Genomic DNA, 14,097 nt, shown 5'->3' with positions numbered 1-14,097 from the left:
TCGCCGCCCATGCAATCCACACCAGACCTCAGAGACGCCTTGCGCCACTCAAACGCCATTGCTTCCTTGCCGGAAGACGATCTGCTCAAGGCCGAGGCCTACCGCCTGGCTTTTGACGACCCCGAATTTCTCTCGCGCCGCGAAGCGCGCGGCATCCGCTTTCAGCTTGAAATGCTCAAACCCGATTTGGGCATGCAGCAGGCGCACGTGCATCACACCATCGTCGTGTTTGGCAGTGCGCGTTTTCTGCCGCCGGACGAAGCCGCCCGCCGCCTGCAAGCCGCGCGCGAAAAGGGCGATGCCCAGGCCATCACGCTGGCCGAGCGCGCCGTGCGCACTTCGCGCTACTACGAGCAGTCGCGCGAGTTTGGCCGTCTCGTCGCGCGCTACGGCCTGACGCAGCCGCCCGGCGAGCGCTTTTACATCTGCACGGGCGGCGGCCCCGGCGTGATGGAAGCAGCCAACCGTGGCGCACACGACATGGGCGCGCCTTCGGTGGGGCTGAACATCACGCTGCCGCACGAGCAATCGACCAACCCCTATGTTTCGCCGCATCTGGCCTTCAAGTTCCACTACTTCGCCTTGCGCAAGATGCATTTCATGATGCGCGCCAAGGCGATGGTGGCCTTTCCGGGCGGCTTTGGCACGCTGGACGAGCTGTTTGAAGTGCTCACCCTCGTGCAAACGCGCAAGGCCCAGCCCGTGCCCATCATTCTGTTTGGCAGCGACTACTGGAGCCGCCTGCTGCACCTGGACGTTCTGGCCGAAGAAGGCGCCATCTCGCCCGAAGACCTGGAGCTGTTTTGCACCGTGGACGATCCCCAGGAAGCCTGGAACCAGATCAGGCGTTTCTACAACCTCTAGGCCGGTTTCAACCGGCTATTTCAGGCTATACTTTGCGGCTTGTTCGGCGTGTAGCGCAGCCTGGTAGCGCACTTGCATGGGGTGCAAGGGGTCGCGAGTTCGAATCCCGCCACGCCGACCATCCCCACACCCAAAGCCGCCAAAGCCATGCGCTTGGCGGCTTTTTTTCGCCCCTTTTGATACATTTTGCAAATGACGACACCGCTTGACATCATCGTTTTGGCTGCGGGCAAGGGCACGCGCATGAAAAGCCGCCTGCCCAAAGTGCTCCAGCGCCTGGCCGGGCGGCCCATGCTGGGGCATGTGCTGGATGCAGCCGCGCAGCTGGGCGCGCGCCGCTGCGTGGTGGTCACGGGGCATGGCGCGCAAGAAGTGCAAGCCTTTTGCGCCGAATGGCACGCGCAGGCCAGCGCGCAGGCAAACCAGCGGGCGGGCGCCATGCAGTGCCTCACCGCCTTGCAGCAGCCGCAGCTGGGCACGGGGCATGCCGCGCAGCAGGCCCTGCCCTTGCTGGATGACGGCGGCATCACCCTCATTCTCTCGGGCGATGTGCCGCTGATTCAGCCCGCCACGCTGGGCGCGCTGGCCCAGGCGTGCGGCGGCCGGCGGCTGGCGCTGCTCACCATTGACTTTGAAGACCCCACGGGCTATGGCCGCGTCATCCGCAGCGGCGAAAGCGTGCAGGCCATCGTGGAGCAAAAAGACGCCACGCCCGCCCAGCTGGCCGTGCGCGAGTGCTACAGCGGCATCATGGCCGCGCCCACGGCCCTGCTGCGCCGCCTGCTGCCGCTGCTGTCCAGCGACAACGCCCAGCAGGAGTTCTATCTGACCGACGTGGTGCGCCACGCCGTGGCGGCGGGCGAAGCCGTTACGGCCCTCAAAACGGCAGATGCCGCCCAGGTGGCGGGCGTCAACAGCCCCGCCCAGCTGGCCGCGCTGGAGCGCGAAGCCCAGCGCCGCATGGCCGATGCCCTGATGGCGCAAGGCGTGCGCCTGGCCGACCCCGCCCGCCTGGACGTGCGCGGCACGCTCGAATGCGGGCAAGACGTGGAAATCGACATCGGCTGCCTGTTTGAAGGCCATGTCAGCCTGGGCGACGGCGTGCGCATCGGCGCGCACTGCGTCATCGCCAATGCCTGCATCGAAGCGGGCGCGCGCATTCACCCCTTCACCCACATTGACGGCGGCGCGCCGCAAGGCGTGCGCGTGGGCGCTGGCGCGCTCATCGGCCCCTACGCCCGCCTGCGCCCCGGCGCGCAGCTGGGCGCTGACGTGCACATTGGCAACTTCGTCGAAGTCAAGAATTCCACCCTCGCCCCAGGCGCCAAGGCCAACCACCTGGCCTATCTGGGCGACGCCACCGTGGGCGAGCGCGTGAACTACGGCGCAGGCAGCATCACCGCCAATTACGACGGCGCCCGCAAGCACCGCACCACCATCGGGGCAGACGTGCACGTGGGCAGCAACTGCGTGCTCGTGGCCCCCGTCACCCTGGGCGCGGGCGGCACCGTGGCGGCCGGCTCGGTCATCACCCAAGACACCGCCCCCGGCGCGCTGGCCATTGCGCGCGGCCGCCAAAGCAGCCTGCCCGGCTGGCAGCGCCCCGCCAAGCCGTCCAAAGGCTGACCATGCCGCTGCCCCGCCGCCGCTGGTTGCAAGCCGCCGCGTTCGCGCTGGCCGCCGCTCCGTTGGCGCGCGCGCAAGCCCGCAGCCAGCGCAAACGCCGCAGCGCCTACCCCATCGCGCCGGGCCGGTCTTTCTGGCTGCCGGAACTCTCGCCCGCCGGCCCCGTGGTCGCCGTTGTCAATCTGTACACGCAGCATGCGCAGATTTACCGCAACGGCATCGCCATTGGCTACACCAGCGTGAGCACGGGCAAGCGCGGCTATGGCACGCCCACCGGGCGCTTTCAGGTGCTGGAAAAGCGGCGCTTTCACCGCTCCAGCACCTACGGCAACGCCCCCATGCCGTGGATGGTGCGGCTGACCTGGAGCGGCATCGCCTTTCACTCCGGCGCGCTGCCGGGCTTTCCCGCCTCGCACGGCTGCATCCGCCTGCCCGCCAGCTTCGCGCCGCAGCTTTTCGGCGCGCTCTCGCTGGGCGACACCGTGGCCGTGCTCAACCAGCCTGCCGACGCCTTCACCACCCTGGCCCCCATCGACCCGCTGGGCCGCCCCCTGCTACAGCCTGAAATGCTCGCCGCCACGGCGTGGTGGAGAGAAACCGCCGCCAGCGCGGCGCCGGTTTCCGCCAGCCTTTTAACAGGCGCGCCTGCCAGCCTGGCCGCTCCGCCCCTGGCGCTGCTCGTCAGCCTGCCCCAGCAGCGCCTGTTCGTGCTGGAGGCGGGCCAGGTGGCCGCCGCCGCGCCCCTGCCGCCCGGCGCGCGCCAGCAAGCTCTGCCGCTGGCCGCAGCGCCCTTGAGATGGCAGCCCCCAGGCCACTGGCAAGCGCCCGGCCAGAGCGGCAATGCGGCTGACGCCACCCTGTGGCAGACCGTGCTGCCGTCTGACGCCGCCTTCAGCCAGCGCCTGCGCGCGCGCATCACGCCCGGCAGCACCCTCGTTCTCAGCGACTTGCCCGCCGTGGGCGATCTGCACCTGGCCGCCTGGAAGCTTTGAATGCCTGCGCAAGGAGCGGCCGGGAATGCACGGAGAGCCGGGCGCAGCGCACCATTTCCGCTCCTTCATTCATAGCATGATGTCCTAGTGGATATTGCGCGAAGCGGCATTTTTGACGCCCTGAATTCGCTCCTGTTTTTGTTGCTTTCTGGCAGGCCCGCACGGGCTTCTGGCCTCGCCAGAAAAACGGCCTTTTTCAAGGCCCTCATGACTTTGTTGCGAGGCCGCGCCGCTTCAGATTCAAAGACTGGCAACGCGCGGCTGGCACGGGTCAGCTGCCGGACTTGAGGGCGCGGTAGCCGATGTCGCGGCGGTATTGCGCGCCGTCGAAGTGGATGGCGCGGGCCAGGTCGTAGGCGCGGGCCTGGGCTTGCTTGAGGGAGTCGGCCAGGGCGGTGGCGCAGAGCACGCGGCCGCCGGAGGTTTTGAGCTGGCCGCTCTCGTCCAGCGTGGTGCCGGCGTGGAAGACGACGGCGTCGTCCTGCGGCTTGGGCAGGCCGGTGATGAGGTCGCCCTTCTTGGGCGCAAGCGGGTAGCCGGCGGCGGCCATCACCACGCCCAGGGCCGGGCGGCGGTCCCATTCGAGCTGCACTTCGCCCAGCTTGCCGGAGGTGGCGGCCAGCAGCACTTCAAGCAGGTCGGATTTGAGGCGCAGCATGATGGGCTGGGTTTCGGGGTCGCCCATGCGGCAGTTGAATTCCAGCGTTTTGGGGCGGCCTTGCGCGTCGATCATCAGGCCGGCATACAGAAAGCCGGTGTAGGAGATGCCGTCCTTGTCCATGCCGCGCACGGTGGGCAGGATGATGTCGCGCATGGCGCGGGCGTGCACGTCGGGCGTGACGACGGGGGCGGGCGAATACGCGCCCATGCCGCCGGTGTTGGGGCCTTGGTCGCCGTCTTTCAGGCGCTTGTGGTCCTGGCTGGTGGCAAGGGGAATGACGTTTTTGCCGTCGCACAAAACGATGAAGCTGGCTTCTTCGCCTTGCAGGCATTCTTCGATGACCACGCGGGGCACGGCCTGGCCGTCAGCGCCCGCGTTGTGCGCCACGCCGAGGGTGTTGCCGCCGAGCATGTCGTCAATGGCGGCAAAGGCTTCTTCCTTGGTGGCGGCCACGACCACGCCTTTGCCCGCAGCCAGGCCGTCGGCCTTGACGACGATGGGCGCGCCCGTTTTTTCAACGTAGGCGCGGGCGGCGGCGGCATCCGTGAAAGTCTCGTAGGCGGCGGTGGGAATGCCGTGGCGCTGCATGAAGTCTTTGCTGAAAGCCTTGGAGCTTTCCAGCTGCGCGGCCGCTTTGGTGGGGCCGAAGATGCGCAGGCCGTGGGCGCGGAAGTCATCGACCACGCCGGCGGCCAGGGGCTGCTCGGGGCCAACGACCGTGAGGCCGATTTTTTCGGCCTGCGCCCATTCGCGCAGTTCGGCCAGATTGGTGATGGGCACGTTTTTCAGCTCCGGCGCGCTGGCGGTGCCGCCGTTGCCGGGGGCCACATAGACCTGTTGCACTTTGGGCGAGCGGGCCAGCCGCCAGGCCAGCGCGTGTTCGCGGCCGCCGGAGCCAATAACGAGAACTTTCATGGAGCGGATTCGGAGGTGGGTTCGGGTGTGGGAGAAAGGGGGGCGGCGGAGATGCGCAGGCCCGCCGTCAGCGCAGCCAGGCTGGCTTCTTTGACTTCTTCGCGCCTGGGCTGCGGGCAGTGGGGCGGGTCGGTGTTGTAGCCAATGGCAACGTGCCCGCCATCGCGCCCGCTGCTGCCGCACCACGATACGTCGCCGCCGCAGGCAGTCAGCAGCAGGACGGCCAGCGCCGCGAGGCTTGCGGCGCTGGCGGCGGCAGTGGCAGCGGAGCGGGCGGGAGTCATGAGGAAGCAGCCTTTCTTCGCTTGTGGGGCAGCAACTGGGCGCGCACCTGCTGGCGGATGCGCTCGTAGTTTTGCCGCATGTGGCGCGCCAGCGCCGCCACGTCGGCCTGCTGCACCTGATTGAGCATGGACTGGCAAAACGGCTGGCCCGTGACGAGCGCCAGCGGAGCGGCCTGCTTCATCTGGCTGGCGGCGCGCTGGAGCGTCTGGCGCGTTTCGTCATGCGGCGAGCGGCTCAAGGGGCGCTGGAGTTCAGGCACGTTCACAAAGGCCATGTGCGCGGCCTGCATGAGCTTTTGCCGCACGGCGGGCGCTTGCGCCTGCCAGGTGGAGGCCATGCCGGGCGCAGCCGTCTGGCAGGCGGCGGCGAGGTTGTCAAACGCCAGGTTGCCCTGGGCCAGCAGCGCATCCAGCGCCTTGCCTGCCGCGCCCGCGCCGCTGGCGGCCTGGGCGCTGCCTGCGGCCAGCCACAGCGCGGCCAGCAACGGCGCAGCCAGAGTGCGGGCGGCTTGTGTGCGGGCGCTGGCGTGAGGGGCGGGCGGGCGGTATGGCATTGAAAAAAGGAGCAAATTCAGGGGGTGTGAAAAGGCGTTGGCCGCTGGATTGGCGGGGACCTCAAGCTATTGAATCAGGAGCAAAAAAGCACCAAAGAGTGTGTTCAAAAGTCCAGCTCGGCGTTGTGAAACACGTCTTGCACGTCGTCCAGGTCTTCCAGCATGTCCAGCAGCTTTTGCATCTTGGCGGCCTCTTCGCCGCCCAGCTCGATGGTGTTTTCGGCGCGCATGGTCACTTCGGCGATTTCGGGCTTGAGACCGGCGGCTTCCAGCGCGTTTTTCACGGCTTCAAAGTCGCCGGGGGCGGTGATGACTTCAATGGCGCCGTCTTCACCGGTGATCACGTCTTCAGCGCCTGCTTCCAGCGCGGCCTCCATCACCTTTTCCTCGCTCGTGCCGGGCGCGAAGATGAGCTGGCCGCAGTGCTTGAACTGAAAGGCCACCGAACCTTCGGAACCCATGTTGCCGCCGTACTTGGAAAAGACATGGCGCACATCGGCCACGGTGCGCACGCGGTTGTCGGTCATGGCGTCCACGATGATGGCCGCGCCGCCGATGCCGTAGCCCTCGTAGCGGATTTCCTCGTAGCTCACGCCTTCCAGGTTGCCCGTGGCCTTGTCAATGTTGCGCTTGATGGTGTCGGCGGGCATGTTGGCCGCCTTGGCTTTGTCAATGGCCAGGCGCAGGCGCGGATTGGCATTCGGATCGCCCCCGCCCGTGCGCGCGGCCACCATGATTTCGCGCACCACGCGCGTCCACACGCGCTGGCGTTTTTCGTCCTGCCGCCCCTTGCGGTGCTGAATATTTGCCCATTTGCTGTGGCCAGCCATAAACCAAGTCCTTCGCAGTCAAAAGAATCCATGAAAATCCGCGCTGATTCTACGTTTCGCCCACTTTTCACGGGCCTTTTTCCCTCTTTCACCCCTCGGAAGGAACCCTTTTCATGGCCGACCCCATCCTGCTTGCCCGGCACGGCGGCGAATCGTGTTTTCTGCTGCCCGGCATGGCCAACCGCCACGGCCTGATCACCGGCGCCACCGGCACGGGCAAAACCGTCACGCTGCAAAAACTGGCCGAATCGTTCAGCCACATGGGCGTGCCCGTGTTCCTGGCCGATGTGAAGGGCGATCTCACCGGCATCAGCCAAAGCGGCCATATCGAAGGCAAGCTGGCCGCCACCCTGGAAGAGCGCGGCCTGCCCGTGCCGGAGGGGCGCGCCTGCCCCGTCACGCTCTGGGACGTGTTCGGCGCGCAAGGCCACCCCGTGCGCGCCACCATTTCAGACATGGGGCCGCTGCTGCTGGGCCGCATGCTGGGCCTGAACGACACGCAAGCGGGCGTGCTCAACATCGTCTTCAAGATTGCCGACGACAGCGGCCTGCTCCTGCTCGACGCCAAAGACCTGCGCGCCATGCTCCAGCACGTGGGCGACAACGCCAAGCAATTCACCACCGCCTACGGCAACATCAGCAGCGCCAGCATCGGCGCCATCCAGCGCGCGCTGCTCCAGATCGAAAGCCAGGGCGGCGACGGCTTCTTCGGCGAACCCATGCTCGACATCGACGACATGATGCAAACCGCAGAAGGCGGCCAGGGCGTCGTCAATATCCTCATCGCCGACAAACTCATGCAGGCCCCGCGCCTGTACGCCACCTTCTTGCTGTGGCTGCTCTCCGAGCTGTTCGAGCGCCTGCCCGAAATAGGCGACCCCGAAAAGCCGAAGATGGTCTTTTTCTTCGACGAAGCCCACCTGCTCTTTGCCGACGCGCCCAAAGCCCTGCTGGAGCGCATAGAACTCGTCGTGCGCCTGGTGCGCAGCAAAGGCGTGGGCGTGTACTTCGTCACCCAAAACCCGATGGACGTGCCCGACACCGTGCTCGCCCAGCTGGGCAACCGCGTGCAACACGCCCTGCGCGCCTTCACCCCGCGCGACCAGAAAGCCGTCAAGGCCACCGCGCAAACCATGCGCGCCAACCCCGCGCTTGACGTGGAAAGCGCCATCACCAGCCTGGCCGTAGGCGAAGCGCTCATCAGCCTGCTCGATGAAAAAGGCCGCCCCGGCATCACCCAGCGCGCCTTCGTCATCCCGCCCGCCAGCCGCATCGGCCCCGCCACCGAAGCCGAACGCCAGGCGCTGCTGCAAAACTCCCTGGTCGCCGGCCACTACGAAAAAGCCGTAGACCGCGAATCCGCCTACGAAGTGCTCAAGGCCCGCGCAGGCCAGACGGCAGCAGCGGCAGGCGGCGCAGCAGACGGCCAGGCCGGCGGCGGCCTGATGGGCATGGCGCGCGACCTGCTCTTTGGCACCACCGGCCCGCGCGGCGGCAAACACGACGGTCTGGTGCAAACCCTCATCAAATCCACCACCCGCACCGTCGGCAACAACTTGGGCCGCCAAATCCTGCGCGGCGTGCTGGGCAGCATGATGGGCCGCAAGTGAGGGGCCGGAGCCGGGCGGTATGCCTGGCAGGCACTTGCGTCTTGCTTGTATTTCGCTCCTCAAACGATAGCAATAGGTCCTAGTGGATGCTGCGCAAGAGTCGTTTCTAAGACCTTAAATTTGCTCCGCTTTTTGATGCGGAGCGGGCTTTATTCAACCAAAGGCACGCCGCCTGTCTTTCTGAGGGGCCTATATCCCCGTGTGTTGGCGGGGCATTGCAGGCAGGGTAAATTGGTTGCTACGACTGTCTACAAATATTTCTGCTCAGGGTTGATGATGAAACAAGGTGAAACTGCACATTTGCGCCAGTGCGTGCCGCAAAGCAAGCTGCGTCAAGAAGCGGGCGCCGCCCGTGGCGGGCTGGCGGCGCTGGCGCTGCTGGCGGCGGGCGTGGCGGCACAAGCGCAGACGGCGCCCGTGAGCGTGGAGCGGCTGACCCTGTTTGCCAGCCTGGGCGGCCAGCAGGCGGCACACACGGCCGAAGGCGCGGCGCAGACGGCGCTGAACCTGAACGCTCTGGGTATTGCCGCCACCTGGCAGCGCCAGAGCGCGCCGCAAGGCGGCACGGCCTGGACCTGGGAGCTGGTCAATACCAGCGGCCAGCCCATACGCGGCCTGCGCCTGACGGCGCTGGCCGATGCCGACATTGAAGCGGCACAAAACACCTTCTTCAACGAAACCGCCCGGCAGCCAACAGGCCCGGGCACGCCAGCCGGACAAATCCGCGCCGATCGCTGGGAGGCGGCCGAGCCGGGCTACCACACGGGCGATTTGCTCGCGCGCGCCGCCACGGGGCAGCTGGGCAACCAAAGCGCTTTGAGCGCCAGCGCCCCTGACGATGCCGCCTTGGCGCTATCGCTGCCTGTGCCCGAATGGCAGCCCGGCCAGCGCCTGAGCGTTACCGCCACGCTGACTCCGGCGGCTGTGGCTGATGCCAGTCTGCTGCAAACCGACGCGGCCAGCGGCCAGAGCCTGAGCTTTGACTTGCGCGCCAAGCTGCAAACAAATACGCCGACCCCGACCCCGACCCCGACCCCGACNGCGCGCATCAGCAGCCCGGGCGACTCTGCGGACATCGTGGTGGCGGACGTCACGGAGCCGGCGGCCATCCTGGGCCAGGCCACGGACAGCCACTTTGCCGAATACGAGCTGCTCATCAGCGCAGCCGGGCAAAACCAGTGGAGCCGCCTCAAGCGGGGCAATGCCCCCGTAGCCGCAGGCGGCGAGCTGGGGCGGCTCCATCCGCAAGCGCTGGCCAACGGCCTGTACGACATTGCCCTGATCGTGCGCGACACGGCGGGCAAAGAAGCCAGCGCCCGCATCAGCGTTGCCATCAGCGGCCAGCAAAAGGCCGCCCCCTTGCGCCTGGCCTTTGAAGACCTGAGCTTTGACATCGAAGGCCTGCCGCTGCAAGTGGTGCGCACCTACGACAGCCTCAGACGCCACGAAGCGCTGGACTTTGGCTACGGCTGGAGCGTGCAATACCAGGACGTAGCCATCCAGACCAACGGCATCGTCGGCCGCAGCTGGAGCGCCGAACAAAGCGGCGCGGGCTTTGGCCGCAAGATCTGCATCCGCCCCGCAGGCAGCCGCGTGGTGGCCGTGCGCCTGCCAGGCGGCCGGCTGGAGCAATTTGAAGCCCGTGCGGAGCCTGAATGCGTCACCCCCATCCAGTGGGCCAGCAACCCCAGCGCCCACATCACCTGGCGCCCGCGCGGCCGGGGCCACTCGGGCGCCAGCCTTGAAGCGCTGGGCAGCTGGCTGGACCTGCGCATCGTCGGCGGCCAGCTCACCGACTACGGCTCAGGAGAAACCTACAACCCCACCCAGTGGAAATACACCACGCGCGAAGGCGTGGAATTCATTCTGGACGGCAGCCGTGGCCTGGCAGGCGGCATCCAGCAAATCAAGGACCGGCAAGGCAACACCGTGCAATTTGCCGCTGACGGCATCCGCCACTCGGGCGGCTGGAGCCTGCGCTTTGAACGCGACGCGCAAAGGCGCATCACCCGCATCACAGGCCCTGGCGGCGTGCAGCGGCGCTACAGCTACGACGCGGCGGGCAACCTTGCCGCCGCCATCGAGCCAGACGGCACACAAGCGGCCTACGGCTACGAAGACGCAAGCCAGCCGCACGCGCTGACCCGCTACAGCGACCCGGCGGGCCGCCTGCAACTCAAAGCCGAATACGACAGCCAGGGGCGCGTCATCAAACAAACCGACGCCCTGGGCCAAAGCGTCAGCATCAGCCACCAAGACAGCCAGCGGCGCCAAAGCGTCAAAGACCGGCTGGGCCACACCACCGTCTACGACTACGACGAACGCGGCAACGTCACGCAAATCACCGACGCGCTAGGCGGCATCACCCGCTACCAATACGACGCCAACGACAACGAAACCGCCGTCACCGACCCGCTGGGCCGCACCACGCGGCGCGAATACGACGCCTACGGCAACGTCACCCGTGAAACCGATCCCCTGGGGCGGCAAAGCAGCACCGTCTACGACGCCAGCGGCAACGTCACCGAACAGCGCCAGCCCGGCGGCCTGAACACCCTCTACAGCTACAGCGGCGCAGGCGAGCTGGCCAGCCTCACCCAGCCTGGCGGCGGCGTCAGCCACCTGAACTACACCCCAAAAGGCAGCCTGCTCAGCCTCTCCGACCCCCTGGGGCGCGTCACCCGCTACGGCTACGCGCTGACAGGCGGCGCCCTCCAGCTTGCCAGCCAGACCGCCCCGGACGGCGCCCAAACCACCTACACGCGAGACGCGCAAGGGCGCATCAGCGCGCAAAGCACCGCCATCCGGCTGCAAGCGGGCCAAGCGGCGCAAGAAGCGCAAAGCCGCACCGCCCATGACGCGCAAGGGCGCATCACCGCCCAAACCGACCCCCTGGGCCACATCACCCGCAGCGACTACAACGCCGCAGGCGATCTCATCAAACAAACCAGCCCGCTGGGCCTGGCCACCGTCCACCGCCACGACGCGCTGGGCCGCACCGTCAGAACCGAACACCCTGACGGCCTCATCGACACCTGGGCCTGGGACAGCGAAGGCCGCCAAACCAAACACTGCGAAGCGGCCAGCGGCGCAAACAGCGGCCTATGCACGCAAACCCGCTACGACGCACTGGGCCGCGCCATCGAAACCGTGGACGCCGCAGGCGGCATCAGCCGCAACCAATACGACGCCGCAGGCCAGCTCACCGAAAGCCAGGACGCGCTGGGCCGCAAAACCCGCTACGAATACGACGCAGCGGGCCGCATCGTCAAAACCACCGACCCCCTGGGCCACAGCCAGCGCACGGCCTACAGTGAAGCGGGCCAAATCGCCAGCATCACGGCAGCCGACGGCAAACAAACCGCCTACGACTACGACAGCGCCGGCAGAAAAGTGCGCACCCGCTGGCCAGGCGGCGCCGTCAGCAGCAGCGCCTGGGACGCAGCGGGCCAAAAAACCGCCGACACCGACGAAACCGGCCACAGCCAACGCTACGCCTACGACAGCGCCGCACGCCTGATCCAAACCACACAACCCAGCGGCGCAGCCACCCGCTACGAATGGAACGAAGCCGGCCAGCTGCTGAGCCAAACCGACGCCCTGGGCAGAACCACCCAATACGGCTACGACCTGGGCGGACGCCGAACCAGCCGCCGCCTGCCAGACGGCAGCCAGGAGAAGCTGATCCATGATGCCGACGGCAACCTCACCGTCCAACAGCAATTGGATGGCACGCAAATCAGCTACAGCTACAGCCAAGGACGCGCCACAGGCCAGACACGCCCGGACGGCACACTGCAAATCGGCTACGACCCCCACGGCAGAGCAGCCAGCTGGAGCGACAGCCAGCGCGGATTAATCCAGCAAACACTGGACGCGCTGGGCCGCCAAACCAGCGAAACCGGCCCGCACGGCCAAAGCGCCGCCGCCTGGGACGCAGCCAGCCAGCGCACGCAACTCATCGCAAGCTTTGCCGGCCAAGGCGAACACACCCTCCAAACCCGCTGGGACGCAGGCGGCCGCTTGCAAAGCCTGAACAGCATCCAAAATGCCCAAGGCAGCGCCCAATTCAGCCACGACGCCGCCGGGCGCCTCATCCAAATCAAACGCGCCAACGGCGCCAGCAGCCACTACAGCTACGACGCTGCCGGGCGCCTGGCCCAAATCCGCCACCAAAAAGCCGACGGCAGCGCCCTGGCCCAATACAGCTACCAGCGCGACGCCAAAGGCCGGCTGACCCGCGCCACGGAAGAAACCGGCGGCCAAAGCACAAACAAAAGCTGGGAATACGACGCCGACGGCAAGCTCACCCGGGAAAGCATCAGCGCAGCAGGCATCACCCGCACATGCCGCTACAGCCACGACAGCACAGGCAACCGGACAGAAAAAGACTGCGACGGACAAAAGACCCGCTACGTCTACAACAGCCTGGACCAGCTCACAGAAGAACAAACGGCCACAGGCCCCAAAACCACCTACCGCTGGGACGGCCGAGGCAATCTGCTCGAAAAGAGCACCCCATCGGCCACCATCCGCTACGAATGGAGCAGCGACAACCGGCTGCTCAAAGCCAGCGACGGCAGCGCCAGCATCCGCTATGGCTACGACGCACTAGGCCGGCGCATCAGCCGCACCCAGGAAACCGGCGGTCAAAAACAGGAAACGCAATGGATCCTGGACACCGCCCGCCCCTACAGCGAAATCGTGCTGGAACGAAGCCGCCAAAACGGCGGCACATGGCAAGAAACGCGCTACACGCACACCCCCGATGGCGTAGGACAACTCATCAGCGAACAAAGACAAGGCAAAACGCTGCACGTCTACGAAGACGGCCAAGGCAGCGCGCGGCTGATCACTGACGAGAGCGGACAGATCATCGAAACGCTGGACTTTGATGCGTTTGGCAATGAAGAAGCAGGCGCTGCGAAAGAGAGCAGACACCGCTACACGGGCGAGAGCTACGACAGCGCCACGGGGCTATACCACCTCAGAGCCAGGGACTACGACCCGAAAACGGGGCGCTTCATCTCGATGGACGCACACCCGGGCAGCCAGAGCATTCCGCTCACGCTCAACAAGTATCTGTATGGCAATGCAGATCCGGTCAATCATGTGGATCCGAGCGGGAATTTCACCACTTTGGCTGATGTCAGTATTGGGATAAATTTTCAAACAAATTTGCGCGTGCAATCTGCTGGTGTATCTGTAGGGACAGCGGTCACTGTTAAAACAAAAGTTATGTTGGCCCTTGCGACATCCGTCACGGTTGCTTCTAATATGTCAGTGATATTTGCTGTTGATACAGCAGTTAAGGAAAACATTAGGCGTTGCATGGAAGACTCTAGAGTAAAAGGACGGAGTAACTGCGACCCAGTTCTTCCTATGTTGATAATTGGTAATGACAATGATCAAATACAGGATCATATTTCTGATGCGCAAGCGAATCTCTTTAAACCAAAAGTTGTTACGCGGCGGTACAAATCGCATGACAGAAGTTGGTTGAGACATCACATTGGCCCTAATAGAAGCTGTTCGGGAATGACTGGAACAGACTGTGATGAATATCCTATGGCTATTCATGTTGAAGGTGGCGAACAAAATATTCCATCTTTACGGAGTGTTTCTGCTTCACAAAATAGAGCTGTAGGTGCATTGGCAAGATGGCTGCATACAAAGTGCAAAGTATCAGTAAATGAGAAATATATAGTGGTTCCAATGTCTGGAATGCCCGCTTCTGGGTATATTTGCAAACGGTGAGACT

General features: G+C 65.5%; 9 protein-coding genes and 1 tRNA gene. 6 read left to right on the top strand and 4 right to left on the bottom strand.

The window, feature by feature from the left end:
* Positions 1-9: 9 nt before the first annotated feature.
* From C1720_RS07925 to C1720_RS07910, 4 genes are all read left to right on the top strand, one after another.
* Positions 10-864 carry an LOG family protein gene (locus C1720_RS07925; protein WP_050716383.1) on the top strand — a complete coding sequence of 285 codons (855 nt, stop codon included), beginning with the start codon at positions 10-12 and terminating at the stop codon, positions 862-864.
* A 44-nt stretch (positions 865-908) separates the two neighbouring features.
* A tRNA-Pro gene (locus C1720_RS07920) sits at positions 909-985 on the top strand.
* A 71-nt stretch (positions 986-1,056) separates the two neighbouring features.
* Positions 1,057-2,490, top strand: a complete 1,434-nt coding sequence (gene glmU / locus C1720_RS07915) for a bifunctional UDP-N-acetylglucosamine diphosphorylase/glucosamine-1-phosphate N-acetyltransferase GlmU (RefSeq protein WP_102283828.1) — start codon at positions 1,057-1,059, stop codon at positions 2,488-2,490.
* A 2-nt stretch (positions 2,491-2,492) separates the two neighbouring features.
* Positions 2,493-3,482 (top strand): L,D-transpeptidase family protein, encoded by a 990-nt coding sequence (locus C1720_RS07910; protein ID WP_102283827.1) that lies wholly within the window; start codon positions 2,493-2,495, stop codon positions 3,480-3,482.
* Between the two features lie 271 nt (positions 3,483-3,753).
* On the opposite strand, the gene purD is transcribed toward C1720_RS07910, so the two are convergent.
* The 4 genes from purD to C1720_RS07890 all read right to left on the bottom strand — a co-directional run bounded on the left by purD (position 3,754) and on the right by C1720_RS07890 (position 6,726).
* On the bottom strand, positions 3,754-5,058 hold the full coding sequence (gene purD / locus C1720_RS07905; RefSeq protein WP_050714858.1) for a phosphoribosylamine--glycine ligase: 1,305 nt from the start codon (positions 5,056-5,058) through the stop codon (positions 3,754-3,756).
* Positions 5,055-5,342: a hypothetical protein gene (locus tag C1720_RS07900; RefSeq protein ID WP_102283826.1), complete on the bottom strand. Its 288-nt coding sequence runs from the start codon at positions 5,340-5,342 to the stop codon at positions 5,055-5,057. Before C1720_RS07900 ends, purD begins: the two co-directional genes overlap by 4 nt.
* A complete protein-coding gene (locus C1720_RS07895) occupies positions 5,339-5,896 on the bottom strand; it encodes a hypothetical protein (protein ID WP_102283825.1) in 558 nt (185 codons plus the stop codon). Before C1720_RS07895 ends, C1720_RS07900 begins: the two co-directional genes overlap by 4 nt.
* A gap of 104 nt (positions 5,897-6,000) precedes the next feature.
* Positions 6,001-6,726 carry a YebC/PmpR family DNA-binding transcriptional regulator gene (locus tag C1720_RS07890; RefSeq protein ID WP_050714861.1) on the bottom strand — a complete coding sequence of 242 codons (726 nt, stop codon included), beginning with the start codon at positions 6,724-6,726 and terminating at the stop codon, positions 6,001-6,003.
* A 113-nt stretch (positions 6,727-6,839) separates the two neighbouring features.
* Between C1720_RS07890 and C1720_RS07885 the strand changes: the two genes are divergently transcribed.
* Together C1720_RS07885 and C1720_RS07880 are read left to right on the top strand one after the other, a co-directional pair.
* Positions 6,840-8,336, top strand: a complete 1,497-nt coding sequence (locus tag C1720_RS07885; RefSeq protein WP_102283824.1) for a helicase HerA-like C-terminal domain-containing protein — start codon at positions 6,840-6,842, stop codon at positions 8,334-8,336.
* 135 nt (positions 8,337-8,471) lie between these two features.
* Positions 8,472-14,093, top strand: a complete 5,622-nt coding sequence (locus tag C1720_RS07880) for an RHS repeat-associated core domain-containing protein (RefSeq protein ID WP_439650750.1) — start codon at positions 8,472-8,474, stop codon at positions 14,091-14,093.
* Positions 14,094-14,097 lie beyond the last annotated feature (4 nt).

This window comes from Ottowia massiliensis (genome assembly GCF_900240305.1).
GTDB classification, from domain to species: Bacteria; Pseudomonadota; Gammaproteobacteria; order Burkholderiales; family Burkholderiaceae_C; genus Ottowia; species Ottowia massiliensis.
Note: the sequence above shows the minus strand (reverse complement) of the source record. Positions and strands in the feature narration are given on the sequence as shown.

Coding starts and splice junctions, on each gene's coding strand:
- C1720_RS07925 (WP_050716383.1), top strand. CDS start 10: ATGCAATCCACACCAGACCTCAGAGACGCCTTGCGCCACTCAAACGCC.
- glmU (WP_102283828.1), top strand. CDS start 1,057: ATGACGACACCGCTTGACATCATCGTTTTGGCTGCGGGCAAGGGCACG.
- C1720_RS07910 (WP_102283827.1), top strand. CDS start 2,493: ATGCCGCTGCCCCGCCGCCGCTGGTTGCAAGCCGCCGCGTTCGCGCTG.
- purD (WP_050714858.1), bottom strand. CDS start 5,058: ATGAAAGTTCTCGTTATTGGCTCCGGCGGCCGCGAACACGCGCTGGCC.
- C1720_RS07900 (WP_102283826.1), bottom strand. CDS start 5,342: ATGACTCCCGCCCGCTCCGCTGCCACTGCCGCCGCCAGCGCCGCAAGC.
- C1720_RS07895 (WP_102283825.1), bottom strand. CDS start 5,896: ATGCCATACCGCCCGCCCGCCCCTCACGCCAGCGCCCGCACACAAGCC.
- C1720_RS07890 (WP_050714861.1), bottom strand. CDS start 6,726: ATGGCTGGCCACAGCAAATGGGCAAATATTCAGCACCGCAAGGGGCGG.
- C1720_RS07885 (WP_102283824.1), top strand. CDS start 6,840: ATGGCCGACCCCATCCTGCTTGCCCGGCACGGCGGCGAATCGTGTTTT.